Source organism: Flagellimonas baculiformis, from assembly GCF_033441575.1.
Taxonomy (GTDB): domain Bacteria; phylum Bacteroidota; class Bacteroidia; order Flavobacteriales; family Flavobacteriaceae; genus Flagellimonas; species Flagellimonas baculiformis.
Window position 1 is genome coordinate 39,325 of the sequence record NZ_JAUZVW010000016.1, and the last position, 24,157, is coordinate 63,481.

31 protein-coding genes are annotated in these 24,157 nt (G+C 44.7%); 20 read left to right on the forward strand and 11 right to left on the reverse strand.

All coding sequences use genetic code 11. The features are described from left to right. Positions 1-94 precede the first annotated feature (94 nt). A complete protein-coding gene (locus tag SD450_RS17755) occupies positions 95-1,375 on the reverse strand; it encodes an NAD(P)/FAD-dependent oxidoreductase (protein WP_318345721.1) in 1,281 nt (426 codons plus the stop codon). Positions 1,376-1,892: 517 nt separating this feature from the next. Here SD450_RS17755 and SD450_RS17760 point away from each other — a divergent pair. Continuing rightward, positions 1,893-2,093, forward strand: a complete 201-nt coding sequence (locus tag SD450_RS17760) for a hypothetical protein (protein WP_318345722.1) — start codon at positions 1,893-1,895, stop codon at positions 2,091-2,093. Positions 2,094-2,124: 31 nt separating this feature from the next. Here SD450_RS17760 and SD450_RS17765 read toward each other — a convergent pair whose 3' ends face one another. Together SD450_RS17765 and SD450_RS17770 are read right to left on the reverse strand one after the other, a co-directional pair. Further along, positions 2,125-2,577 (reverse strand): MgtC/SapB family protein, encoded by a 453-nt coding sequence (locus SD450_RS17765; protein WP_318345723.1) that lies wholly within the window; start codon positions 2,575-2,577, stop codon positions 2,125-2,127. A 74-nt stretch (positions 2,578-2,651) separates the two neighbouring features. Further along, positions 2,652-2,837, reverse strand: coding sequence for a CsbD family protein (locus SD450_RS17770; RefSeq protein ID WP_318345724.1), 186 nt, complete (start codon positions 2,835-2,837; stop codon positions 2,652-2,654). 283 nt (positions 2,838-3,120) lie between these two features. Between SD450_RS17770 and SD450_RS17775 the strand changes: the two genes are divergently transcribed. Both SD450_RS17775 and SD450_RS17780 read left to right on the forward strand, forming a co-directional pair. Then, positions 3,121-4,131, forward strand: a complete 1,011-nt coding sequence (locus SD450_RS17775; protein ID WP_318345725.1) for an AI-2E family transporter — start codon at positions 3,121-3,123, stop codon at positions 4,129-4,131. A 96-nt stretch (positions 4,132-4,227) separates the two neighbouring features. Continuing rightward, positions 4,228-4,833, forward strand: coding sequence for a nitroreductase family protein (locus tag SD450_RS17780; protein WP_318345726.1), 606 nt, complete (start codon positions 4,228-4,230; stop codon positions 4,831-4,833). Positions 4,834-4,868: 35 nt separating this feature from the next. Here SD450_RS17780 and SD450_RS17785 read toward each other — a convergent pair whose 3' ends face one another. Then, a complete protein-coding gene (locus SD450_RS17785) occupies positions 4,869-5,066 on the reverse strand; it encodes a hypothetical protein (RefSeq protein ID WP_318345727.1) in 198 nt (65 codons plus the stop codon). A gap of 335 nt (positions 5,067-5,401) precedes the next feature. Here SD450_RS17785 and SD450_RS17790 point away from each other — a divergent pair, with 335 nt between their 5' ends. Continuing rightward, positions 5,402-5,848, forward strand: coding sequence for a ferritin-like domain-containing protein (locus SD450_RS17790; RefSeq protein ID WP_318345728.1), 447 nt, complete (start codon positions 5,402-5,404; stop codon positions 5,846-5,848). A gap of 53 nt (positions 5,849-5,901) precedes the next feature. Here the strand turns inward: SD450_RS17790 and SD450_RS17795 are convergent, their stop codons facing one another. Continuing rightward, positions 5,902-6,930: a helix-turn-helix transcriptional regulator gene (locus SD450_RS17795; RefSeq protein WP_318345729.1), complete on the reverse strand. Its 1,029-nt coding sequence runs from the start codon at positions 6,928-6,930 to the stop codon at positions 5,902-5,904. 200 nt (positions 6,931-7,130) lie between these two features. On the opposite strand from SD450_RS17795, the gene SD450_RS17800 reads away from it, so the two are divergent. After that, entirely contained in the window at positions 7,131-7,472 is a 342-nt protein-coding gene (locus SD450_RS17800) for a hypothetical protein (RefSeq protein ID WP_318345730.1), read from the forward strand. A gap of 33 nt (positions 7,473-7,505) precedes the next feature. Here the strand turns inward: SD450_RS17800 and SD450_RS17805 are convergent, their stop codons facing one another. Continuing rightward, on the reverse strand, positions 7,506-8,051 hold the full coding sequence (locus SD450_RS17805) for a hypothetical protein (RefSeq protein WP_318345731.1): 546 nt from the start codon (positions 8,049-8,051) through the stop codon (positions 7,506-7,508). Between the two features lie 181 nt (positions 8,052-8,232). Here SD450_RS17805 and SD450_RS17810 point away from each other — a divergent pair, with 181 nt between their 5' ends. The 7 genes from SD450_RS17810 to SD450_RS17840 all read left to right on the forward strand — a co-directional run bounded on the left by SD450_RS17810 (position 8,233) and on the right by SD450_RS17840 (position 14,866). Next, positions 8,233-8,790, forward strand: a complete 558-nt coding sequence (locus tag SD450_RS17810) for a helix-turn-helix domain-containing protein (protein WP_318345732.1) — start codon at positions 8,233-8,235, stop codon at positions 8,788-8,790. Next, entirely contained in the window at positions 8,787-9,254 is a 468-nt protein-coding gene (locus SD450_RS17815; RefSeq protein ID WP_318345733.1) for a response regulator, read from the forward strand. The genes SD450_RS17810 and SD450_RS17815 overlap by 4 nt, the downstream gene beginning before the upstream one ends. Before the next feature lie 52 nt (positions 9,255-9,306). Further along, on the forward strand, positions 9,307-11,478 hold the full coding sequence (locus SD450_RS17820) for an ATP-binding protein (protein ID WP_318345734.1): 2,172 nt from the start codon (positions 9,307-9,309) through the stop codon (positions 11,476-11,478). Positions 11,479-11,658: 180 nt separating this feature from the next. Continuing rightward, positions 11,659-12,681 carry a helix-turn-helix domain-containing protein gene (locus SD450_RS17825; protein ID WP_318345735.1) on the forward strand — a complete coding sequence of 341 codons (1,023 nt, stop codon included), beginning with the start codon at positions 11,659-11,661 and terminating at the stop codon, positions 12,679-12,681. Positions 12,682-12,713: 32 nt separating this feature from the next. Then, positions 12,714-13,532, forward strand: a complete 819-nt coding sequence (locus SD450_RS17830) for an SDR family oxidoreductase (protein ID WP_318345736.1) — start codon at positions 12,714-12,716, stop codon at positions 13,530-13,532. A 12-nt stretch (positions 13,533-13,544) separates the two neighbouring features. Beyond that, on the forward strand, positions 13,545-14,360 hold the full coding sequence (locus SD450_RS17835) for an SDR family NAD(P)-dependent oxidoreductase (protein ID WP_318345737.1): 816 nt from the start codon (positions 13,545-13,547) through the stop codon (positions 14,358-14,360). Between the two features lie 29 nt (positions 14,361-14,389). Further along, positions 14,390-14,866: a hypothetical protein gene (locus tag SD450_RS17840; protein ID WP_318345738.1), complete on the forward strand. Its 477-nt coding sequence runs from the start codon at positions 14,390-14,392 to the stop codon at positions 14,864-14,866. A gap of 83 nt (positions 14,867-14,949) precedes the next feature. Here SD450_RS17840 and SD450_RS17845 read toward each other — a convergent pair whose 3' ends face one another. Further along, positions 14,950-15,087, reverse strand: coding sequence for a hypothetical protein (locus tag SD450_RS17845; RefSeq protein ID WP_318345739.1), 138 nt, complete (start codon positions 15,085-15,087; stop codon positions 14,950-14,952). A gap of 17 nt (positions 15,088-15,104) precedes the next feature. Next, the gene (locus SD450_RS17850) at positions 15,105-15,248 is read right to left on the reverse strand and encodes a hypothetical protein (protein ID WP_318345740.1); all 144 of its coding nucleotides are present in this window, start codon (positions 15,246-15,248) and stop codon (positions 15,105-15,107) included. A 230-nt stretch (positions 15,249-15,478) separates the two neighbouring features. Between SD450_RS17850 and SD450_RS17855 the strand changes: the two genes are divergently transcribed. Then, entirely contained in the window at positions 15,479-15,811 is a 333-nt protein-coding gene (locus tag SD450_RS17855; RefSeq protein ID WP_318345741.1) for a four-helix bundle copper-binding protein, read from the forward strand. A gap of 135 nt (positions 15,812-15,946) precedes the next feature. Continuing rightward, positions 15,947-16,447 (forward strand): pyridoxamine 5'-phosphate oxidase family protein, encoded by a 501-nt coding sequence (locus SD450_RS17860; RefSeq protein WP_318345742.1) that lies wholly within the window; start codon positions 15,947-15,949, stop codon positions 16,445-16,447. 101 nt (positions 16,448-16,548) lie between these two features. Here SD450_RS17860 and SD450_RS17865 read toward each other — a convergent pair whose 3' ends face one another. Beyond that, positions 16,549-17,082 carry a lipid-binding SYLF domain-containing protein gene (locus tag SD450_RS17865; RefSeq protein WP_318345743.1) on the reverse strand — a complete coding sequence of 178 codons (534 nt, stop codon included), beginning with the start codon at positions 17,080-17,082 and terminating at the stop codon, positions 16,549-16,551. A gap of 364 nt (positions 17,083-17,446) precedes the next feature. Between SD450_RS17865 and SD450_RS17870 the strand changes: the two genes are divergently transcribed. Together SD450_RS17870 and SD450_RS17875 are read left to right on the forward strand one after the other, a co-directional pair. After that, positions 17,447-17,614: a lmo0937 family membrane protein gene (locus SD450_RS17870; protein WP_318345744.1), complete on the forward strand. Its 168-nt coding sequence runs from the start codon at positions 17,447-17,449 to the stop codon at positions 17,612-17,614. Positions 17,615-17,820: 206 nt separating this feature from the next. Beyond that, positions 17,821-18,492 carry a ferredoxin reductase domain-containing protein gene (locus tag SD450_RS17875; protein WP_318345745.1) on the forward strand — a complete coding sequence of 224 codons (672 nt, stop codon included), beginning with the start codon at positions 17,821-17,823 and terminating at the stop codon, positions 18,490-18,492. A gap of 28 nt (positions 18,493-18,520) precedes the next feature. Here the strand turns inward: SD450_RS17875 and SD450_RS17880 are convergent, their stop codons facing one another. Together SD450_RS17880 and SD450_RS17885 are read right to left on the reverse strand one after the other, a co-directional pair. Beyond that, positions 18,521-19,078 (reverse strand): type 1 glutamine amidotransferase domain-containing protein, encoded by a 558-nt coding sequence (locus SD450_RS17880; RefSeq protein ID WP_318345746.1) that lies wholly within the window; start codon positions 19,076-19,078, stop codon positions 18,521-18,523. Between the two features lie 126 nt (positions 19,079-19,204). Beyond that, the gene (locus tag SD450_RS17885; protein WP_318345747.1) at positions 19,205-19,669 is read right to left on the reverse strand and encodes a DUF4199 domain-containing protein; all 465 of its coding nucleotides are present in this window, start codon (positions 19,667-19,669) and stop codon (positions 19,205-19,207) included. 263 nt (positions 19,670-19,932) lie between these two features. Between SD450_RS17885 and tkt the strand changes: the two genes are divergently transcribed. From tkt to SD450_RS17905, 4 genes are all read left to right on the forward strand, one after another. Next, positions 19,933-21,939 (forward strand): transketolase, encoded by a 2,007-nt coding sequence (gene tkt / locus SD450_RS17890; RefSeq protein ID WP_318345748.1) that lies wholly within the window; start codon positions 19,933-19,935, stop codon positions 21,937-21,939. A 55-nt stretch (positions 21,940-21,994) separates the two neighbouring features. Beyond that, positions 21,995-23,086, forward strand: coding sequence for a transaldolase (gene tal, locus SD450_RS17895; RefSeq protein ID WP_318345749.1), 1,092 nt, complete (start codon positions 21,995-21,997; stop codon positions 23,084-23,086). Positions 23,087-23,320: 234 nt separating this feature from the next. After that, the gene (locus tag SD450_RS17900; protein WP_318345750.1) at positions 23,321-23,566 is read left to right on the forward strand and encodes a hypothetical protein; all 246 of its coding nucleotides are present in this window, start codon (positions 23,321-23,323) and stop codon (positions 23,564-23,566) included. Beyond that, positions 23,563-24,141 carry a hypothetical protein gene (locus tag SD450_RS17905; RefSeq protein WP_318345751.1) on the forward strand — a complete coding sequence of 193 codons (579 nt, stop codon included), beginning with the start codon at positions 23,563-23,565 and terminating at the stop codon, positions 24,139-24,141. The genes SD450_RS17900 and SD450_RS17905 overlap by 4 nt, the downstream gene beginning before the upstream one ends. Positions 24,142-24,157: the final 16 nt, after the last annotated feature.

Sequence of the window (24,157 nt, forward strand, 5' to 3'; positions counted from 1 at the left end):
TATATGTAACGTTTTACTTACAAAATATTACTTTGAATCCCCAAAAACAAAAGAAATAGGGCATATTAACAATTTAGCTCCTTAATGCCAATGCTCAGGTGTTGATATTTTCCCGCTCCTTGGGTTTGATGATCATCCTAAAATATTGATCCCTGTAGATATAATAACCTATCCAGTTGAAAAAGGCCCGTATCCTGTTCTTGAAGTTGACCAATCCCATGATGTGCACAAAAATCCATATAAGCCACGCCAGAAAACCTTTGAGAAAATACTTCTGCCCGGGAAAATCGAGCACGGCCTTATTTCTTCCTATAATGGCCAAAGAGCCTTTGTCCTTGTAGGAAAAGGGTTGCCATTTTCCTTCTTCCCTCTCCAAATTCTTGGCCAAGTTATCTGCCTGTTGCAAGGCTGGTTGCGCCAATTGGGGGTGTCCATCGGGAAAGGCATCGTCCCCTGACATCAAAGCGCAATCTCCCAACGCATAAATGTTTTGGTAACCCTCTACCAAGTTATAAGCGTTTGTTTTCATACGGTTGCCCTTTCCCAGACTTTCCTTTTGGATTCCTTCGAAGGTTTTTGCGGAGACCCCTGCGGCCCATATCAGGTTTTTGGTCTGGATCTCGGAGCCATCGGACAAATACACCCTTTCATTGTCAAAGTCCTTGACTATGGTATCGAGTTTGATCTTTACCCCATATTGTCGTAGTTTTTTATAGGTATAGGCCTGTGACCTTGGCGACATGGCGGAAAGCACGGCATCCTGCCCATCGATCAAATAGATGCCTCCAAGGTCCTCTTGGCCCAGTTCGGGATAATCCTTCTTCAAAATGGAAGTGCTCATCTCGGCCAAAATGCCCGAAAGTTCCACACCCGTAGGGCCCGCACCGGCAATAACAAAGGTCAACAGTTTTCTGCGCTCCTCCACATTGTCCAATCGGGTAGCCCTATCCAACCGGGCAAGAATGGTGTTGCGAAGGGACAACGCATCACTGATGGTCTTCATGGGCAAGCTGTATTTTTCGATGTTATTGTTCCCAAAAAAATTGCTTTCCGCACCAGTGGCCATCACAAGGATGTCGTAGGGCAGTTCTCCATTGCTCAAAATTATTTTGTTCTCGGCAGGTATGACCCTTTTAAGGCTGCCAAGCCTAAACCGGACACTTTCCTTTCCCCTGAGTATCCTCCTAATGGGGTAGCTTATGGCAGAAGGTTCCATAAAGCCGGTGGACACCTGATAGATCAATGGTGGGAAAAAATTATAGTTGTTCACATCCACCAACGTGACCTCATATTTTTTGGAATTTCCCAGTCCCTTGATCAGTTCAAGGCCGGCGAACCCGCCTCCCACAACGATTACTTTCTTTCTTTTTTCCATGAACAATGAATTTGTTTCAAAATTAACCCAACCACAAACCATTTTTATTAAACCAGATGAATAAAACAGGGTCGGCAAGTCGGATTTGGGTCGGATACCGATTTACGGGAAATGCAAATGACCCGATTGATTGTGTCAATTTTAGATGCTATTGCGCACATATGCTCCTTTTTTTGAATTTAAATTCATGCAGCCATTTCCATAGGTCATGGTATCCTACCTACCAATAAGTGAAAAATTGACGTTCTGTCCAATTGAGTGGATAAAGATTTTTGATTGAGCAAGAATTCGCATGGAAAAAACATTCCCCGCTTTGCCCAAGGATTTATAAAAGGACGGACCCATAGGAAGAAGGGTTTTCAGATTCTTTTCCTTTCCATGTCCTTATCTTTTTGATGGCTTTTAAAAAACATCAGGGCAAAAATTTTATCCAAGGTCAGATTCCCGTTTCGGGCCATACAATGCATAAAAAACAAGCAATGGCCCATTTTTAAAAAGTCCCTCTAAACAATGAACCATGGAAAAGGAAGGAGATACAGAAGAATGGAGGAAAGCAACGAACAGCGGATCCAAAAAAACTGAACAAAGAGACGAAACCAAGGAACAAAACCTCCTGCCCAAGTCCAAAAAGAATCCGTTTCCTTGGACCACGCTCATCATTGTGACCGTATTGTGCCTGATGGTTGCCATTTTAATGTTGGTAGAGGCCAGCCAATAAAAATGCTTGTGCTTTTTGAATATGTCCTGCCTCATTTGTCTCCTACAATCCTGCTGTCTATGTAACCAAAAACAATATTGATGACTACCACCAAAGAAGTGAGGATTCCCAGTTCCACGAACATGGCTGTGGCCGCCAAGCAACCTGCCCCAGCACTGCACCATAAGGTCGCAGCCGTGGTGAGGCCCTTGATCCTGTCCTCTTTCTCTTTTTGAAGGATGACCCCTGCCCCCAAAAAACCGATCCCGGTGACCACTTGGCCCAAGACCCTTGTGATGTCGGCAAATTCCTCCCCATAAAATTGCAATGAAATCAAGACATAGACCGATGCGCCGATAGACACCAAGGTATTGGTCTTCAACCCTGCACTTTTTCCCTTATACTCGCGCTCCAGCCCGATCAATAACCCCGCCAATGTGGCCAAGCCGACCTTCAAGGCAAAATCCGCGACTTCTGCGGTGTCATAAGCGAACAGTTCTGTCATTGTGCATATCCTTTAATGAAAATAACCCTCCAGATATGCAGAGGGTTATTTTACGTGCGGACTGAAATGGTGGTCTACCAGTTTTCAATCTCTTTTTTCAATTCTGATTTGGCCTTTCCGGTCTTTTCCTGCAATCTTCCCAACATCTCATCGAATTTGCCTTCAGAATAGGTAAGGTCGTTATCGGTAAGATCCCCATATTTTTGCTTGAACTTCCCTTTGACCTGTTTCCATTTGCCTTCCAATTGATCGTTGTTCATCGTTTTAAAATTTTAAGGTTTGTAAAAATGTTTTGTCCAAACTACCCCTTTTGTGCGGGATGGATTGATCTAGAAAACCAAAATGTTAACGCTAAAGCCATTCAAGCAAGAAAGAGGTCCGGTGCCATCCATTAAGAGCAATAAAAAAGTCAAATGAGGTAAGCTTGTGCAGGGCATTTAACAAAATTTGAACGAAAACACGACAAACCTTTTACCGTTCCATTTTATATGGTTCCCGAACAAAAAATAAAAGCAGGAACGGCTTAAAGATCAAATTCGATATATGAAACCGATAAACCCGGAAGTCATTCGCCAAATTTTTGTGCTCCTGTTGATTCTTTTGATGGGAGGTCTTATCATGATGGAAATGGCGCCCTACTTTTCTGGAGTATTGGGAACGGTCACTCTCTACGTGCTGTTGAAGCGGCCCATGAAACGTCTGGTAAACAAGGGATGGAACGAAAACTTGGCGGCTGCGGTCTTGATGGTGATGTCCTTTCTCATCATATTGTTGCCGGTGGCCGGGGCCATATTTATGCTGGGGAACAAAATTGGCAGGGCCGTGGAAAATTCCGAAAAGGTGGCATCAGCGGTCAAATCCCAACTCCATACCTGGGAAGACCGTTTGGGTTTTAAGCTGACCTCCCAGATAGATGCCTCCGCGGTCTCAGAGTGGTTGTCCAAAAACCTTCAGGGGTTGGCCGGCGGCACATTCAATACCCTCATTGCAATTTCCATTATGTATTTTCTGTTGTACTATATGCTGACCAACCGTAGAAAACTCCATGAATCCCTTTTTGAATATATCCCCATCAGCAATGAGAACCTAACGATCATCGGGTGCGAGATCAGGGACATTGTCAAGGCCAACACACTGGGGATACCCTTGGTGGCCTTGGCGCAAGGCGCAGTTGCGTTCATCGGTTTTTTGATCTTCGGCATCAAAAGCCCACTTTTTTGGGCGGTCATCGTTACCATTGGATCCATGATCCCTTTTGTGGGCAATTTTTTGGGCACCATACCTGTATTCATACTTGCCCTTTCCAATGGCAATACCTTTCAGGCGTGGGGTGTTTTGTTGTACGGGATCGTGGTGGTCGGGGTAACGGACAATGTCATACGATTATATGTACTCAAAAAACTGGACAATGTGCACCCATTGATCACTTTGATAGGAGTGATCGTGGGAATTCCCTTGTTCGGGTTCATCGGGCTTATTTTTGGCCCGTTGCTCATCAACCTTTTCCTTGTCATTGTTCGCATTTATAAGAGGGAATATGGCAAAGGGGGATAAGCCCCAAATGAATGCATTGGTGATCAATAGCGTCAAAATATGGAGCGAAAGGGACATTAGCTTTCGAATTTGTTGATTAATCTAACGAAAAAAAACATGAACGAAGAAGACCAAATCCGCTTAGGCAACATAGCCGACACTGAACATGAAATATTTGCCCTGCTGAAGCAACGATACAGTCCACGGACTTTCAAGGACGAAAAAATAAAAGAAGGGCACTTGAAGCAACTTTTTGAAGCCGCACGTTGGGCGGCGAGTTCCAGCAACCTCCAGCCGTGGCGATTCATCTACACAGAAAAGGGCACCAAGGCTTTTGACCAGATAGTGGATTGCCTCAGCGACTTCAATAAGGAATGGGCGCCCATGGCCCCCATTTTGATGCTGGGTATTTATAAGGAAGATACTCCCAAAGGCCAAGAGAATTTCCATGCGCTCCACGATCTGGGGCTGAGCTTGGGGAACATGACCATGCAGGCCCAATATATGGGCATTGCCCTGCACCATATGGCAGGTGTGGACTGGAAGAAAGCGCAAAATATCTTCAATGTACCCAAAGGGTACCATGTGTCCTCTGCAATTGCACTTGGTTATTACGGTGGGGAATTGGACAAATTATCGCAGGAACTCCAAGATCAGGAGGTGGCGGACCGGGAGAGAATGCCCCAAGAGGAATTCGCGTTCCCGGGTAGTTGGGAAAATTGACCTTCCGGGGAAACTGCCCTGAACAATCTGCGGGGCTATGGGGTCATGGGCGTCTCAAAAAACAATCCTGAGAGCAGTACCCCAATGGCCACGAGTACAAGTATGGCCAAAATGATGAAAAAGCCCACTTTGGTCACCCCGTTCTTCTTGAAGATATAATTCCGTTTGGGATTCTCTTTTTCCTTGACTATTTCTGCATTCTCCCTCGGTTGTTTTTCGTCTTTCATTTTCATTCCCATATCATTGATTTTATTGGTGTGTGGTATGTCTTGAATGCCATTTTTTTGGCTTCGTCAGTTCCCCATCCAAAGGGGAACTGATGGGAAACTATCATTTTTTTGTGCCATCTTTTGACAGGTTCGAAGAAATTGTTGACGCAAAAAGGGAACACGGCTATGTCCTAGATGCACCAGAAGTTACACAAACCCTGTACATGGTTCAATCGGGGCAATAATCTATCCTTTTAGGATCAACCTCTACCCGCTCTTTCCCCTAATTTTAAATCCATGGATGTAAAGCGGTACACATCCCAAAACAAATTATCGCTAATCCTAAAATCTAATTAGTTATGAGTTATACTGAAACCGTGGGCAAAAAACTGAACAATCTGTTGGAAAAAACCTATGATGCGGAAAAAGGTTTTAAAAAAGCGGCCGAGCACGCCAAGAGTCCCGACCTAAAGAACTATTTTTTAAAAAAGTCCACCGAACGGACCAGTTTTGGGCATGACCTGAAAAATGAAATCATGAACTATGGACAAGCAGTGGAAAAAGGGGGCAGTACAGCAGGCACCATGCACAGAAGCTGGATGGATGTAAAGGCATTCTTCTCCGCGGACAATGACGAATCCATGTTGGAAGAGGCCATTACAGGGGAAAAAGCTGCCGTTAACGAATATAAGGACGTGCTGAAGGAGACCAACCTTCCGCCAAGCACAGAAGTCTTGCTCCAGCAACAATTGAACAAGATCTCTACCGGTCTGGGAACCATAAAAAGATTGGAAGATATCGCTTGATTGTTCTGAAAGGGGATGCTTGAAAAAGTATCCCCTTTATTTTTTCCGTCCTGTCACAGATTGGTCTTCCTGATCTGGTTATGGTACTCTTTTGGCGAGATTCCATATTTTTCCTTGAAAAGCTTGGAGAGATAGCTCCTGGAGTTGATCCCTATCTTATAACTTATCTCAGAAATGTTCATGTCGGTACTTTCCAATAGTTCCTTGGCCTTTTCTATCCTAAAATTGCGGATGTACTCATTTACCGATGTTTTATAAAGGCGTTTGAATCCCTGTTGCAAAGTGGTCTGGTTCAGGCCGACCCTTTTGGCAAGGCTCACGATGTTGTCCATCCGGCCCAATTCCTCCTCAATGATTTCCGCCGCCTTTTCAATCTTGGCCAATGTGGCCTGTCTCAAAATTTTGTGCTTTCCCGAACCGTTGAGATCATCCAGGTACTGTTGCAGTTGATGCGACAATATCTCATATGCCTTTCCTTCTTGGTAAACCGTCTTCATAAAATACGTAAGGTCACATTCTGCAAATTCTTCCAGAAATTGGGCGATCTCCAAGCTGTAGTGTTCTTTATGGTAAAAAATTTGGGTACCGTTCACGTCCCGAAAAAGTTCCATCAGGTCTTCGTTCATTTCGGAAAGGAACTCGCTGATCTTGTCCTCGAACAATTTTCTGTTGATCTCGAGACTGAAAACATGTATGGGACAGCCTTCGGGAAAGGTAAAAACATGGTTGTTCTGGGGAGTACTGGATAAAATGGCACTTTCCAATCGATGGATCTCATGGCTTCCTTCCACCTCGTCGAATTCGTGAAGGATGGTGGACTCCCGATTGAACAAGAGTTTTAAGGGATGTACCAGGCCCTTTTTATGTTCCAATACCAACTTTTTCTTCAATTGGCAATCAAATTCCAACACCCCTACCCCATGTTCAAAATGGGTGGCCTTGACATACCCGGCCCCCAACCTAGCGGGTATCCGCACACAAAACTCATTGTTCTCCTCCTCCATCTCTACCTTGAAATGTTCGGCAAGATCTTGGACGACTTGTTTGCTGTCGCTATCAGATATCTGTAATTTGATGCTCATTCTTTTGTTTGTTTACTGTAGGCTGTTGTTTTTGTTTCCTTGGATTTAAAATGTATATCGAATCTTACCCATTTAAATTTTCCCAATATTGGCCATTTCCTCAAAACCTACCAATCCAAAGTTGATTTGAGTTAAAATTGAAAGCAATAGTGGTAACGATACTGCCAAATTTAATCCACTTTTGGATTAAAAGCGGAATCATGGCAAATGAATATGCAAAACATGAAAAAGGTTACATCAAGGAATACCAGAAAAAAGGGTACATGGCCAATTTCAGGTTCGATGGGGACAAACTCGTCAATTCAGATTCCAAGAAAGAATATGCTCCGGAGGAAATCTACATTGTAGCGGAGCATCGCTACGAGGGAATGAGCGATCCCTCCGACATGTCCATCCTGTATGTACTGGAAACCGAGGCAGGCGAAAAGGGTACTTTTTTATTGGGATATGGGCCCAATACCAATCTGGAGGCCGCAGAATTCTTCAAGGATATTCCCGAAGAGAACTGCTCGGACAGGGCAAATATAGATTCAAAAAACTAAGGCGGGCCTTTTGCGTCTGATGGCTGAACACTCCTATTCATCCGCTTCATCCTCCTTATCCTTTTCACTGACCGCCAACGGATGATCCGTCATGCCAAGCCCTACTATTTTTACAATATTCACCACGGTATTGTACAGCATCAATACCACCACGATCAAGGAAGCACTCAAGATGCTTGACACCATCAACGACATATAATACAATGTACTGAACCAACTTGGAGGCACATTGTCCGATTCGGTTATGGGCAAGTTGAACAGTAAAAAAGCAATGACGGCCGCTATGAATACAATGGTGTCCAATTTGGCTATTTGCAATATATGGTGGTAATGGTCCTTCTTCAATTTGGATTTTGAAGTGGAACTCACGCCCAACAAGGTCAACAGGAGCGCCAAAATAGTGGCCGATGCCAAGGCAATGGTATTGCAGAGGGTGTTCATGCCACCCACGGAATTTTTTATGAGTTCTTTGGCCTCGTACCCGCTCAACCTTCCCAAGAGGATGGTACCCAATAGGATAACAAACATGGAGATGAGCCCACCTACAAATGCCCGCTTGGTATATTTACTCAGATTCATGAAACTTTGATTTTTTTTGGTAAATGGCTCAAAATAAAACCGATGGCCTTGATTCCATGAGTTCGATATTGGCCAAATTCACACTGATAGTGTTAAATAATTGCTTATTTTTAGTCTATACTTGCAAAGACACTTCTATTATCCCTCCAAACTTTGTCAAAAATGCCACAATGCAATGAAAATGAATGTAACATATGATCTTAATATTACCTGTAAAACTCTTTTACGGGAACAATTGGACAAGTTGGACATTCCACATTGTATCCACAGCACGGGCGAGGTAGAACTCAAGAGGACACCTTCCACCGAAAAAATGGAGCAATTGGCCCTGAATCTCGAAAAGTATGGCATCCAGATCCTGATGGACCAAAAAGTGGATTTGGTGCAACGTATCAAAAATACCATAGACGAGATGCTCCAAGACGATGTGGTAAGGCTCTACAAAGTATCGTCGTATTTGACCGATCAATTGAATTATTCCTACGCCTATCTGTCCAATCTTTTTTCGGAAACGACCTATACGTCCATCGAAAATTTCATCATCCTCAGAAAGGTGGACTATGCAAAGGAACTCATGGCCAATACCGATTTGACATTGACGGAAATAGCCTACCGCTTGAATTACAGCAGTGTAGCCCATTTATCCAACCAGTTCAAAAAAACAACAGGCCTGACCCCCACGAAATTCCAAACAATAGTAAGGAAACGAAAAGAGAATAGATTACAACAACCTATATGAGAATAAACCCACCCCAAGTCAACAGCAAAATCCTGAACATTGCTTTGGCCGATGACGATGAGGACGATCGTCTGTTCTTTCAAGAAGCTATTGAGGAAATATCAGTCCGTACAAAATTATCTTTGTTCCAAAATGGAAAGGAATTGATGGATTATCTGAATCTGCCAAATGTCATCCTGCCCAATCTGATTTTTTTGGACCTTAACATGCCCATCAAAAATGGGATGCAGTGTCTAAAGGAGATACGGCTCAACCCCATATTGAACCCTATTTCCATTGCCATTTATTCCACCTCTTCCTCGGAAAAGGACATTGAGGAGACTTTTGTGAACGGGGCGAACATTTACTTGAACAAACCCAATAACTTTAGTAAATTAAGGGAATCAATAGAAAAGGTATTGCAGATCAATTGGCAGTACCATACCTCCAACCTCAACAAGGACAACTTCCTGTTGCGGTTGTGAGCCATCGTAACCATAAAACTCCAACCACGAAATTTGGTTGTTTAGCAGATAGATGGACAACAATATTCTTCGTCGCATAGCCAACTCGTTCTGGGCGGACAAACTAGCCCTTACCTTGGTCATAGCCGTGCTGCTTTTGATCACCGCTTTACTGTTCAAACAGATCAAGGATTTGGAGACCTCTGCCGAATTGGTATCGCAATCCCTCACCGTGGACAAGGAAATCAACACCCTGTTCTCCCAATATGACCTGATGGAATCCGCAGAGTTCAGGTCGGTCATCTTGAAGGATTCGGTATTTGTAGATTCTTACCTGGACCATAAAGAGGATAGCGACAAGACCCTCGAACGACTTTGTGACTTGGTAAAGGATGTGCCCGGCCACCAGGCCCATCTTGCCTCCATCTCCCAATTGAAGGATAGCCTCCATACCACACTGACCGCCCTACATGGCAAAATACGGCCATTGGAGGCCGACTCTACGGTCATGGTCTATGTGCAAAGGGCAGCCTCCATTTCGAAAAACCTCCGAAATACGCGGATTGAAATGCTCCTACATAACCAGAAGCTACTAAAAAATCGCTTGGCAGCCTATAGAAAGCTTACGTTTCTCACTCCGCTCACCACCCTTTTATTGGCCCTGTTCTCCATCATCGTGTTTACCATTGCCTTTGTTCGGCTCCGCAGGCAAAAAGACCAGATCCAGTCCTCCGAGACTTTGTTGCAGAACATCATCCAAAGCACGGACAACATCATGAATTATTATGAACCGATCCGCGATCCGGATGGCACCGTGGTCGATTTCAGGATTTCGTTTGCCAATGCATGCAACAAGGATTACCTTGACCTGGAACCGGCAGAAATCATTGGAAAACCCATTACAGAAGCTTTCCCGTTCGTGCTGGAAAATGATGAGCTCCCCAAAATGATCAAGAGCTATCATGACAACGAAACCATCGACTTTGAACGCCAAGTGACCGTCAAGGGGGAAAGGCTCTGGTTCCATTCCTTCATAAAACCCATAGACAAGGGCATTCTGGAAGTGGTCCGGAACAATACCGAAGAGTACAATGCCAAAGAAGATCTATTGGCCCTGAACGATCAACTGGAGATACAGAATTTTATCATGTCAGAAGCCAAAAAAATGGCACAGATCGGCAGTTATATCTGGGACATGGAAACGGATACGGCCACAATCTCCGATAATTTTTACAGGATCCTGGACTGTGGCCCGACAGAATTCAAACCCTCCTTCGAAAAATTTAGGGACTTCGTGCACCCCGATGATGTGAAACAATATGACGAATTTGGGCAATGGCTCAAGGAAACCCATCAAACAAGGGAACATACCTACAGGATCATCACCAAAAAAGGGCTGCTGAAATATGTAAGGACCAAGGGGCAGTTCATAAAAAGGGAAGGCAAGCTCGTCATGATCGGGGTGGTCCAGGATGTGACCGAACAGGTAATGACCGAAAACGACCTCATCATCAAGAACCTGGAACTGAAAAGGAGCAATGTGGAACTGGAATCCTTTAACCAAGTGGCCAGTCATGACCTTCAGGAGCCGTTGCGCAAGATCCAAACCTTCATATCCCGAATCGATGAAACGGAAAAAAACAAGCTTTCAGAAAAAGGAAAGGACTATCTGGAAAAAATATACCAAGTGGCTGCCCGGATGCAATCGCTGATACAGAACCTGCTGGCCTATTCACGGATTGACAGCAAGCATGAGGATTTTGGGAGCATTGACCTGAACAGCATCCTGGAGAAAATACGGGAAGACTATGCAGAACGCCTCAACGAGGCTAAGGGTGAGATCCGTTGGGAAAGATTGCCCGTGGTGCAAGGGGTCGGGTTTCAGTTGGAACAACTTTTTGAAAACCTAATTTCCAATGCATTGAAATATCGCAGCCCCGAAGTGGCGCCAAAAATCAGGATAACCGCTGAAAAAGTGCAGAGCAAGGAGTTGCCCGACGACTTTTTGAAACATTCCAAAACGTACCACAAAATCTCGGTAATGGACAATGGTATCGGTTTCGGCAATGAGAATGCCCAGAAAATTTTTGCAGTCTTCCAACGGCTGCACCAAAAAACGGAATATACGGGAACCGGTATTGGGTTGGCCATCTGTAAAAAAATCGTGGAAAACCATCACGGTTATATCCATGCCAGCAGTGAGTTGGGAAAAGGGTCCACATTTACGGTTTTCCTCCCGCTCTAAAACTTCTCCAACACGCTTCCCTCCTACTCTTAAGAGCTTTTTAACACACTTTCCACCACATCAAAAAATTATGCAACGGAATCCAAAAGTTGTGTAAGATTTTGGTGACCCTCTATGACGATATTTACCTTATAGGTTGTCGAAGAGCAATCTACAACAACCCTAAAATCAATAAATATCATGAGAACACTATCTATTAAGACAACTAAAATCGAAACTATTTTTGAACAGTTCCAGCAAGAAATCGGTGGTGATCTGCAAATCGATACCAAAGAGCATATTCTGGAAATAGACACACCTTTGGGCCAAGGGCTCGTAAGGGGGATCTCCTTCAAGGGAGGAATATCCTATTTGGAGTTTGATGTGGTATTTAGGGAAGATTTGGTGCTGGTTACCAATTCCCCCAAACATGCTCCCGTTTGTTTTGCCTACTGCTCGCAGGGCCAAATGGCCCATAGTTTTGGGCTGGATGGGAAAAAACATCGATTGGAAAATTTTCAGACGGGCATATTGACCAGTAAAACACAACAGGACAACGTGTTGTACTTTGAAAAGGATGTCAGTTTGAAAATGATACTGATCATCGTCAACCCTATCCAAAAATTGGAGAGCGGAAAACACTTGAACCAAAGATTGCAAAACTTGTTCTTTGACGGGAACGCCGTCGATAATTTTGCTTATGTGGGTTCATACAATCTAAAAGTAGCTGACAAGATCCAGCAATTGAATGCCATTTCCGAAAAGGGAATTGCCAGAAGATTGATGATCGAAGGATTGGTACACATGGTCCTGGCCCTTGAGATACAGCAACATTCCGATGATCTTCAGAAAGCGGCCCTGGGAGAATCCTCGCTGACTTCAAGGGAGCGGGAAGTGATACAGGAACTTTCCTTGTTCATCAACAACTATCCTGAAAAACAATTATCCGTGTCTTATCTGTGCAAAAAGGGCGGCCTGTCCCCTTCCAAATTACAGGAAGGCTTCAAACTTATGCACGGCACCACGGTCACCGATTACATCCGTGATGTACGGATACGAAAAGCGGAAGACCTGATCAAGAACACTGACCTGAACGTCTCCGAAGTCGTTTATAGCATTGGCTTTATAAGCAGAAGCTACTTTTCAAAGATATTCAAGGCAAAATACAACTGCAGCCCCAAACAATATAAGGACAAGCAGAATTCCTTTGCCATCTCGGTATAATTGATCAAACCCCTTCAAACCCATCCCAGAAAATGCAGAAGCCCAATCAACGCCTAGTGGACCAGACTTGTATCGTGACCGGGGCAAGCTCGGGCATTGGAAGGGCCGTGGCCAAATCCATGGCACTGGAGGGGGCCAATGTGGTCATCAATTACCACAGTGGAAAAAAAGAGGCCGAAGAAGTCGCCGATTGGATCCAGAAGGACCCTATTTGCGGTGATGCCATTGTTTTTCAGTGCGATGTGAGCAAGGAAAAAGAAGTGGAGGCCCTGTTCAAAAAAACAATCTCCCATTTTGGCACCGTGGATGTTTGTGTGGCCAATGCGGGCATACAAGTTGACCATCCACTGCACGAAATGCCGCTTGAAGCCTGGCAAAAGGTAATCGATGTCAATCTTACCGGCCAGTTCTTGTGTGCACGCGAAGCCATCAAGGAATTTCTAAGAAGGGGAATGCGTAGGGAAATTTCAAAATCCTTGGGGAAAATTATCCACATGAGTTCGGTGCACGAGGAGATTCCCTGGGCCGGCCATGCCAACTATGCCGCGTCAAAAGGAGCCTTGCTCATGCTGATGGAAAGCATCTGCCAAGAATATGCCGCCAAAAAGATCAGGTGCAACAGCATTGCACCCGGGGCCATCAAAACGGACATTAACAAAAAAGTATGGGGGTCGGCTAAAGGAGAGGAAGAGCTGCTGAAACTCATTCCCTATAAAAGAATCGGGATTCCAGAAGATGTGGGGAGCGTGGCCAGTTGGCTGGCATCGGACGAATCGGAGTACATCAATGGGACCACCATCTTCGTGGATGGCGGTATGACCTGTTATCCCGGTTTTGCTACAAATGGATAAACAAGGACAATCATGGATTTGCACATACAGGGAAAAACGGCAGTGATCACAGGGGCCGATTCTGGAATTGGGTTGGAGACAGCCAAGGTTCTGGCCACTGAAGGAGTGAACATCGTGCTGAGCGACAAGACCGCCGAGGGACTTGAAAAAGCCCTATGTGAGCTAAACCCCTATTTGGGTGGAGACAACAAGATGGTGGGCATTCCCACGGATGTCACCAAGGAAAAAGATATGGTCCATCTGGCGGAAAAAGTAAAGAAGGATTTTGACGGAGCCCATATTCTGGTGCATTCCGCAGGAGCACGTGGGGCATCGGGAGATTTTTTGGAACTGACCGATGAAGACTGGATGGAAACCATACAGGTGGACCTTATGGGAGCCGTACGGGCCTGTAGGGCGTTCATTCCACAAATGCAGGAGTTGGATTGGGGCCGACTGATTTTGATATCTTCGGAAAATGCACTTCAACCCTATGCAAAAGAAAGTCCCTATAATGCCTGCAAAGCTGCAATCGTCAATCTTTCCAAACATCTTTCCAGGGCATACTCACGAGAAAACCTATTGATCAACTGTGTTTCCCCGGCCTTTATTGAAACCCCGATGACAGAGGCCATGCTGGAGGAACTTTCGAAAAAGAAAAACATGTCCGTGGAAGAGATGGAAGATTGGTTCGTCCAGAACAAACGCCCGCATATTGCCATGCAAAGGAGGGGAAACCCCAATGAGGTTGCGTCGGCAATTGCCTTTTTGTGCTCGGAGCGGGCAAGTTTTATCAATGGGAGCAATTATAGGATTGACGGCGGATCTATTGCATCTGCCTTTGGCTGATTGAAACGATAACGTATAAAAAAAGAGATATGGAATGGAATACTAACAATGAGGGCACCACAAGGCTGGAAAAAGTGTTGAGGGACATAAAGGCCGGAGAGAAAGCATATGGAACGCTTGTAACCGCAGATGTGTACCCCCACAAACGGCCCTACTTCAAAAAACGCCATTTTAAAATGGCAGATGATGCCAAGGTGTTGGAACGTGAATTGAATACGATCACCAATGGTCAATATACCAGACCCAGTTCAACAACAAAAGGGGGTATTTTCGAGCCTATGGAAACGATGGCCTTGGAGCGGTCCATGACCCGTAAGGAACTGGATGTACTTATTCTCCACAAAGAGCAGGAACTGGTGGAATCCTACCAACAGGTGCTGGACCATCCCAACCTGCCCAATGTAACGGTTGCCATCCTGCAAGCCCAGGCGGAGGACCTGAACAATCTTTTGTTGGGCCTCAAAATCGATACGGCGGTAGGGACCTATCCCCGCAATCCGTCCTAATCCAAGCACAAACGTTTTTACCAAAAGAAAAGCTCCCCAAAATGGGGAGCTTTGATTCTGAATCCCAGTAATTCCATGGGCATCTATTCCTTGTTTTGCTGTTTTTTGATGGTCTTTTCATCAATATCAAATTTATTGGTGTCGATATTGGTGTTCCCCGTTGGATTCGTAGGATTGCTCTGTTTCACTTTTCTTTTGAATTTCCTTTTATCTTCTGTCATGTTTTGGATTTTTTGGTTCACACTTCATTTTCCATCGCACTTCCGGTGCGTTCGGCATCCTGACTGGATATACTGTAATATACCGTTTCTTTTCCATGATCATTGACGTAAAAACAATATGGATTGACGCTATTGCCCAAATCAGGTCTGTCGGCAATCATTATCCATTTTGAAGATCAAAAATGGATATGATTCCGGAAACCGCCAATGACCCCTCGATACCGTCCACTATCTTTTTTTTTGAGCAAACCCAACCTACACATTACGGTTAACTTTACCATACTCTTCGTGTTCCATTTCCCAGAAAGAACATCAGAAAAGGGAACATCCACAATTCAATGGGCCTGTCAGGTCCTTTTCAATAGTATGGATAACAATTAAAACAAAAGATATGGTCTCCAATCATGAAAGCTGCATAAAAGCCTGCCAAGAATGTTTCATCAACTGTCAAATCTGCTTGGCGAACATGGTGGGGAAAGAAAGCGACAACGATTGCCCCAATTGCTGCATACAGTGCATCGATGCCTGCCTGATCTGCATCAAGTTTTTAGTGGGGGGCATCAAGTTCACCAAAGAATATTGTTTGTTGTGCGCCGAAGTCTGCGAGTGGTGTGCCGAGCAGTGCCAGCAGCACGAACATGACCATTGCAAGGTATGCGCCGCTTCTTGCCTGGCCTGTGCGCATGAATGCCGAAAATATGCAGCCATACAGCTAAATGGATAAAAATGGCCTTGGTCGGCCTCAGAAGCAAAGCTTTGCATGACCGTAAGCCCATCAAGAAAACACCCCTACCCTACACAAGAGTATCGCAGAACATATATACCATTAATTTAAAACAGAAATATAAAAACGAGTAAAATGAACGAGAGGAATTATAGAGAAAATGAAGAAGGTCTTCGGAAAATAAGGACCTTGATCGATGAACAAAAAACAGTGATGATAGCCAGTCAATTGGACAAAACGCCATTTTCGGTATGCCCCATGATCCTTCAGCAGATGGATGACAAGGGAGACCTTTGGTTCTTCACATCCAAGGACAGCGCACTTTACAAGGACATTGAGAAAGACAATCGGGTGCAGATCATCTATTCGGATGAGAGAAAACAGAAATATCTTTCCATGTTCGGCAATGCGACCCATATCATTGACAGGGAAAAAAGAGAGGAATTGTGGAACTGTACCATGTTGAAGTGGTTCACAGGGAAGGAAGATCCTGATCTGGCTCTCTTGAGCGTCAACCTGCAAAACTCCTATTTTTGGGACAGTGAGAACAACAAACCTGTACCCTTTTTCCCAATGGACCAGATTTCCAGGAAAAAAAGCTCCAAAGAGGACGAGAAAGGATATGTAAACTTATAACTGCATCCGAATCAATACGAAAGGTTTCTATAAGTTCCCGTTGGGGACAAAAAAAAGGTCGGTATTTCTACCGACCTTTTTTGTGATGCAAATGCAATGGATTATTTGAACGGCTTGTATTCAAATCGTTGGCCTCCTACCGAAGCGTCGGCCATCAAACCGGCCTTGGGCATGGCAAAAACGACCACACCATCATTGTAATTGATGTTTTCAGAAGCACCCGATTCCACTACGACTGCGGAAAGGTCTCCTGAAATGGTGTACTCCCCATCCTTGAATTCCGCCAGGGCTTCCTCGGTCTCAAAAAATATGACCTCGGTCAAGGCTTGTCCACCGGCCTGAAACCCAACATCGATTTTTTTAAGGTCGGCCATTCCAACCTTTCTTCCGTTTTCATAGACCACGCCATTACCCGAAGCGCCACCAAGGATGAAACCACCTTCTCCCACATTCGGGAAAATGACGTATCCGGATGAATTATTGAAGAAGTTTTCAAGTCCTTTGTCCTTCTTCATCAATTGTTTTTTGGCCCTTTGGGCATCATCAATGATTCTCTGGTCTTCTTTCGTTTGGGCAAACGTTCCAAAAGCCATAAAGAGCATTGTGAAAACTGTAACTGTTTTTAAAATTTTCATAGTGTTGTTATTTAATTATCATTAAGTTAAAAGGGAATCTTCCGTTCCCTATTCCATCACAATGTAGAGGATAACACTGTCCCTCCTTGTCTTTTTCCAGTAGATTATTGATTCATTTCCCAACCTGTTCCAAGACCCTGTGACTTGGCATGCCTAGAACGTTTTTTGAAGGGATGGCCGGACACATTTGCCCTAAGATGGAGTTTCTTTTTGCATCCAATCCATTTACAAAATGGAGAAAGGGAGGAGTAGTCCCCCGAACATCATTTTTTTTTGCCTTTCGGGTCAACAATTCACCCGAATAGATCAATATGCTCTTCCATTGGTGCCTAGATTTATGGCAGAACAATACAAAACTAAAATTATGAGAAGTTTACTTTGGTTGGTAGCAGTGATCTGTATAGTGATATGGGTTTTGGGCTTTTTTGGCATCGTTGCCGGCATCGGCACCAGTAGTCTCCTTCATATTTTGTTGGTGATTGCCATAATTGCCATTCTGTACAACATCATTTCAGGACGCAGACCGTTATAAACCACATTTCCATGTGCAATTGATGTAAAACCCTGTTTGCGCAGGGTTTTTTTATTTTATTGGAATTGCTGGATGAGAGAGGTCGATGCCCAAAACCATCAGTTGGAAACCGCGAAGGCGAATTGTAGCTGTCCAGAATTTTGCACTTGCGTTCCCAGAACCGTTTCGAGAAGAATCTTCTACTTACAAATCAAAAATGAAAGAAAATGGAAAAGCACATTGTCAAAATCAAATCGATAGAATTCATCAACCATAATGTTCTAGGCATCGTGGCCGAAAAACCCGATGGCTATGGTTTTGAGCCAGGCCAGGCCACGGAGGTATCCATCAACCAAGAGGAATGGAAGAATGAAAAAAGGCCCTTTACCTTCACCAATCTGCCCATGGAGGATCATCTGGAGTTTACGATAAAGACCTATCCCGCCCATAATGGCGTCACCGAGAAACTTTCCACGCTGAACAAAGGCGATGAGCTTATTTTGAGGGAGGTTTTCGGTGCCATTACGTATAAGGGAAAGGGAACCTTTTTGGCTGGTGGTGCCGGGGTTACCCCGTTTATTGCCATTCTGAAGTCATTGGAATATCATGATGAAATGAAGGACAATGCCTTGATATTTGCCAACAAGGAAGAAAAAGACATCTTCCTCCGGGACAAATTTGAGACCATGTTGGGAAGAAGGTTTCTCAACATCCTATCCGAGGAAGAAACAGAGGATTTTCCACAGGGACATATGGATAGGGCATTTTTAAAATCCACCCTTTCCGACTTTTCACAATACTTCTATGTTTGCGGCCCGCCGGAAATGGTGGATGATGTGGTGAAATCTTTAAAGGAACTGGGTGCAGAGGAGGACAAGATTGTCACAGAGACTTCTTGACCCTTTCTCCAACCGCAAGAAGGGTTTTTTAGGCGTGTTGCCCTTCATGCTTCCCTTCCAGCACCTCTTCGATGATCTTGCTGCAAAAGGCTGGCAGGTCCCCCGGGTTTCTGCTCGTGACCAGACCGTTATCGACCACTACTTCTTTGTCTTCCCAAAGTCCGCCCGCATTGATCACATCTTGTTTGATGCTCTTGTAGGAGGTGACCTTTCGTCCATCTATCACCTCAGCGTTGATCAAAAGCCATGGCGCATGGCAAATGGCCGCCACAGGTTTGCTCCTTTCAAAAAAAGCCTTTACAAAATTGACGGCAACGGTATGTGTCCTCAGCGTATCGGGGTTCATTACCCCTCCGGGCAGCACTAGGGTATCATAATCGAGGACATGGGACTCATCCACTTTCTTGTCCACCGCTATGCGCTTCCCCCAATCCGTCTTGTCCCAAGCCTTGATCTCGCCCTCCTTGTCCGAGACAATATGCACTGTGGCACCCTCTTTCTTTAGGGCTTCCAAGGGTTCAAAAAGCTCTGATTGTTCAAATCCGTCCGTGGCCAATATGGCTATCTTCTTTTCTTTCAATTTCATAGAAAAAGTTTTAAGTGAAAAAATACATTGTCCCTGAAATTAAAGGATTCCCGATGCCGCGATCGACTCAAAAGAAATTAACTTGGATGGTAAAGGAAAAAATCAGCCAAAAAGATCAGGCCACCGTTACAAGGTATGCTTTTTTCCCTCCTTGGTGTTCCACGACCTTTTGAAGAGCTGCATATGGATTAGGGAAAACACTAAACTGGTGGAAAACCCCATCAAAGTGAGCCCGAAAATGACGGTACCGGGCTTCAGATCATAATCTTCTTTCCACATGGTGAGCATTTCCTGCAAAAAATCGGGATTTAGTTCTGTAAGGTACACAAGAAAAAAAGCGGTGATGATAAAAGTGGCAATGATTCCGGCCTTGAACATGGCCCAGAATCCATCTTGATATTTAAACAAACCTTCGGTAACCTGCTTGAATTTTACGATCAACAAGAATTGACCTACTCCAAAAAAAGCGATGTTCGCCGAACTGTAGAAAGGATTCTCGTGCAGCCCGAACAGTGACAGCAATAGAAAATAAACAATTGCGGAAACACCGATAGAAATACCATACCATATGGGGAGATGAGATCTTTTCATTGCATTATACTTTCATCTGGGGATTGTAAAAATGATTTCTTATGGAGTTTGCCCCATTTACTATCCCAAACCTATTCATCTGTGGGGAATTTCTTTGTCGTTTTCAATTCAATTATTAGTTCAAACCATGTTTACATCAATGGCCAAGGTACAGCCCTGTTTTTGAACCAATTTTTATATCGATTCCATCCATCCAATCCTCACAAGATTTCTACTTTCTCGGAAGTCATATTTCCCTACAAGCGAACCTAAAATCTTTGAAAATGGACAAAACCATCGAAAGCATAGCACAAAAAGCAATTGACACTGTACGAATTTTATCAGCTGATGCCGTGCAAAAAGCCGAGTCCGGCCATCCGGGAACAGCCATGGCCCTTGCACCCACTGGACATGTACTTTGGACCGAGGCCATGAACTACAATCCTAAAAATCCCGATTGGGCCAACCGTGACCGATTCATCCTTTCGGCGGGCCATGCATGCATCCTGCAATACAATTTTCTGTATTTGACGGGATATGATCTGTCCATGGATGACCTCAAGGATTTTAGACAACTGCACAGCAAAACGGCGGGACACCCTGAAAAACACTTGGTAAAGGGCGTGGAAGTGACCACAGGCCCATTGGGCCAAGGTTTTGCCAACGGTGTGGGAATGGCGATTGCCCAAAAATTTATGGCGGCTCGTTTCAACAAGCCCGATTTTGACCTGTTCGATTATAAAATATATGCCATTTGCAGTGATGGCGACCTCATGGAAGGGGTCAGTGCCGAGGCGGCTTCCTTGGCCGGGCATCTGAAGTTGGGCAATATCATTTATGTGTATGACGACAACCATATCTCCATTGAAGGGGACACCGATATCACCTTTAGCGACAATACCGCGCAACGATTTGAATCCTACGGATGGCATGTGCAGGAGCTGGATGATGGCAACGATGTGGAGGCCCTTTCCGAAGCGATAAAACAAGCCAAAAAAGAAACCGAACGCCCTTCTTTGATCAAGGTGCGCACCCATATTGCCTATGGCAGTCCCAGCAAACAAGATACCGGTGAAGCCCATGGATCACCCTTGGGCGAAGATGAGGTGAAGTTGGTGAAGGAAAATTTTGGATTTGATCCAGAAGCCAAGTTCGTAGTGGACGATGAAGTGTTGGATGTTTATCGCAATGCCGGTAAAAAAGGTGAAAAAAAGGAAGAGAAGTGGAACGAACTCTACAAGAACTATAAAGAGAAATATCCAGAGCTGGCCGAAGAATATGAACAGTTGAGCAGTGGAAATCTACCGAAAGGGTGGGAAGAAAAGCTGCCCGTATTCAAGCCCGGGGACAAGATGGCGACGCGGAAAGCTTCGGGGAAAATATTGAACGCCATAGCGGGACATTTGCCTAATTTATTGGGAGGGTCCGCCGACCTTGCTCCCTCAACCACCACAGAATTGAACGATTTTGAGTCGTTCACCGCAACTGTTCGGGAAGGGCGCAATTTTCATTTTGGGGTACGCGAACATGCCATGGGCGCCATTTTAAATGGAATGGCCTTGAGTAACTACCTGATTCCTTACGGTGCCACGTTCCTCATATTTTCGGATTATATGCGACCACCTCTGCGGCTAGCAGCCATCATGAAGATACGGCCCATCATGGTCTATACCCACGACAGTATCGGTTTGGGGGAGGACGGCACCACCCACCAGCCTGTGGAACAGTTGTTGGGGCTTCGTGCCATGCCCAATATGACCGTCATCCGTCCCGCCGATGCCAATGAAACCGCACAAGCTTGGCGCGTGGCCATCCAGCATTCTGGTGGACCGGTTGCGATTGTATTGACGCGGCAAGGCCTGCCCATCATCGACCAAGAAAAATATACCAAGGCCAAGGCACTTGAAAAGGGAGCCTACATTATTTCCGAGGCTGAAGCTGAGCCCGACCTCATTCTTATTGGAACCGGTTCGGAGGTACAATTGGTCTTGGCGGCCCAAGAAAAATTGAAAGAAGAGAACATTCATGCCCAAGTGGTGAGTATGCCCTCCTGGGAACTGTTTGAAAAACAAAGTGCGGATTACAAAGAAAAAGTATTTCCCAAGAACCTGCGGAAGCGATTGGCCGTTGAGGCTGCTTCCCCCATGGGTTGGTGCAAGTATGTAACGGATGAAGGAGATGTTATCGGTGTTGACCAGTTTGGCGAATCGGCCCCAGGTGAAGAAGTCATGCAGGAATTTGGCTTTACCGTGGAACATGTGGTGGAAAGGGCCAAAGCATTGATTTCATAAAAAGAAAGTAGAACAACGATTCCTGCTTTTGCGGGAACAGTAAAATAGAGAAAAAATGAACAATTTAACCCAAATACATGAACACGGCCAAAGTATATGGCTGGATTTGTTGGACCGAAATCTCATGGATTCCGGTGAACTGAAAAAACTCATCGAGGAGAATGGCTTGCGGGGACTCACATCAAACCCTGCCATTTTTGAGAAAGCGATCAGTAATAGCTCCGATTATGATGGGGACATTGCCCTACATTCAAAAAAGGGGCTGCAGAACGAGGCTATTTTTTATGAGATTGCCATTGCTGATATCCGACGGGCTGCGGATATCTTTAAACCGGTCTATGACGAATCCAACGGAAATGATGGCTTTGTGAGTCTGGAAGTTTCCCCGCACTTGGCACGTGATACGGAAGGAACCGTTAATCAGGCCAGGGAGCTTTGGCAAAGAGTGGACCGCAAGAACGTGATGATCAAGATTCCGGGTACGTTGGAAGGTCTTTTGGCCATTCGCCAATGTATCTCGGTTGGAATCAACATCAACGTGACACTGCTTTTTGGCCTAAATCGATATAAAAAAGTAACAGAGGCCTATTTGGGAGGGTTGGAAGATAGGCTCAAGGCAGGACACTCCATTGCGGGGGTGCGCTCCGTGGCCAGTTTTTTCCTCAGCCGCATCGATGTGATGGTGGACCCCATGCTGGAAGAAAAAGGGCTGGACCACCTGAAGGGCGAAGTGGCCATTGCATCCGCCAAAAAAGCTTACACTATTTATGAAGACGTATTTTCCAGTGAACGCTTCCAGAAATTGGAGTGTGAAGGTGCAAAACCACAACGGGTGCTCTGGGCCAGTACCAGTACCAAAGACCCTTCGTACAGCGACGTGAAATATGTGGAGGCCCTGATTGGCGGGAACACTATCAACACGGTTCCCATGGAAACGCTCAACGCTTTTCGGGACCATGGAAAGGCCACAAAAAGTCTAAAAGAAGACATGGACAAAGCAACACGCACGTTGGAAAAGATTGAAGAATCGGGCATTCAGATGAGGCAAGTGGCCCATGATCTTGTTGAGGAAGGTATCGAAAAATTCAATACTCCCTTTACTAAGCTTATAAAAGGAATTGAAGAACAGAAACAGACATCAGTCTAAAAAGAGTTTGTTTTCAAAATCAAAAGAACCCAAGTCAAAAATGGTTTCCAGTAAAAAATCGATTCTATTCCTTGTCTTCGTCATTTTGATGGTATTTCCCATGTACTTTATTGTGCTTATAGGGGAAGACGTAAGAACGGGAAATTGGGAAATGCTGCAACCAAGACTGGTTTATTACCTGATGAGCATATGGGGCACTTGGATTTTTACCATTTCAATTGCGGTATATTATAAATGGACGGAGAAGAAGAACCTTTTCTTTTACCTGAACTATGCATTTATCCTATTCACCATGGTTTTTTTTATGATTTTCAATGCAAAACTGTTGGATCATATTCACAATTTATCACAAATACAGGACAAAGGAATGTTGAACCTTATAAGAACGGGACAACATTTGGTGCCGCTTGTGCTCGCAACAATTTATCTTCAGGCGAGCGTATGGTGGTTCCGAAAGAAATGGCATCGAAAATAATATGAGCACAAAAAAAAGTAAGGATAAAACCTATAGCAGCCATAACGATTTTGGCAACGGACAACGGGTTCATGAATTGTTTCAAAAATCCAAAGAGAAACTGTTCAATGTCAACCAATGGTCCAAACTGCCCGGTATCACGGCCAGTTTTCAATTATTTGGTCCAAAGGGCGAAAAAAGAATGACGGATCGGCCCCAAATCAATGACTACATAAAGATAGTGCTGCCTGGTCCGTTTCCCGAAAATTGGGTGATCGTGAATAACATCGTGGAAAATGAGCAGTTGGCAAATTTTACGGTAAGCCCAAGTGAGAGCCCCGCCGACAAGTGGTTACAGAGTGAGGAAATTGAACATTTTTTTATCAAGGAGGCAACGAGTACGTTTCAGGTACAGATCAAGGGCAACAAAATCTACGCCCATGAAATTGGAAAAAATGAAGCCATAAACAATGAGGGGTATGAAGCCGGAAAGCGTAAACTCATCAATACGTTGCTTGCTGAAGGGGCCTGGGCAGGTTTTCAAGCATACCAATGGGAAAAATTATTGGATTATCTGGTCCATAAGATCGAAGCGGATTAAATTTTTCCGTAGGATG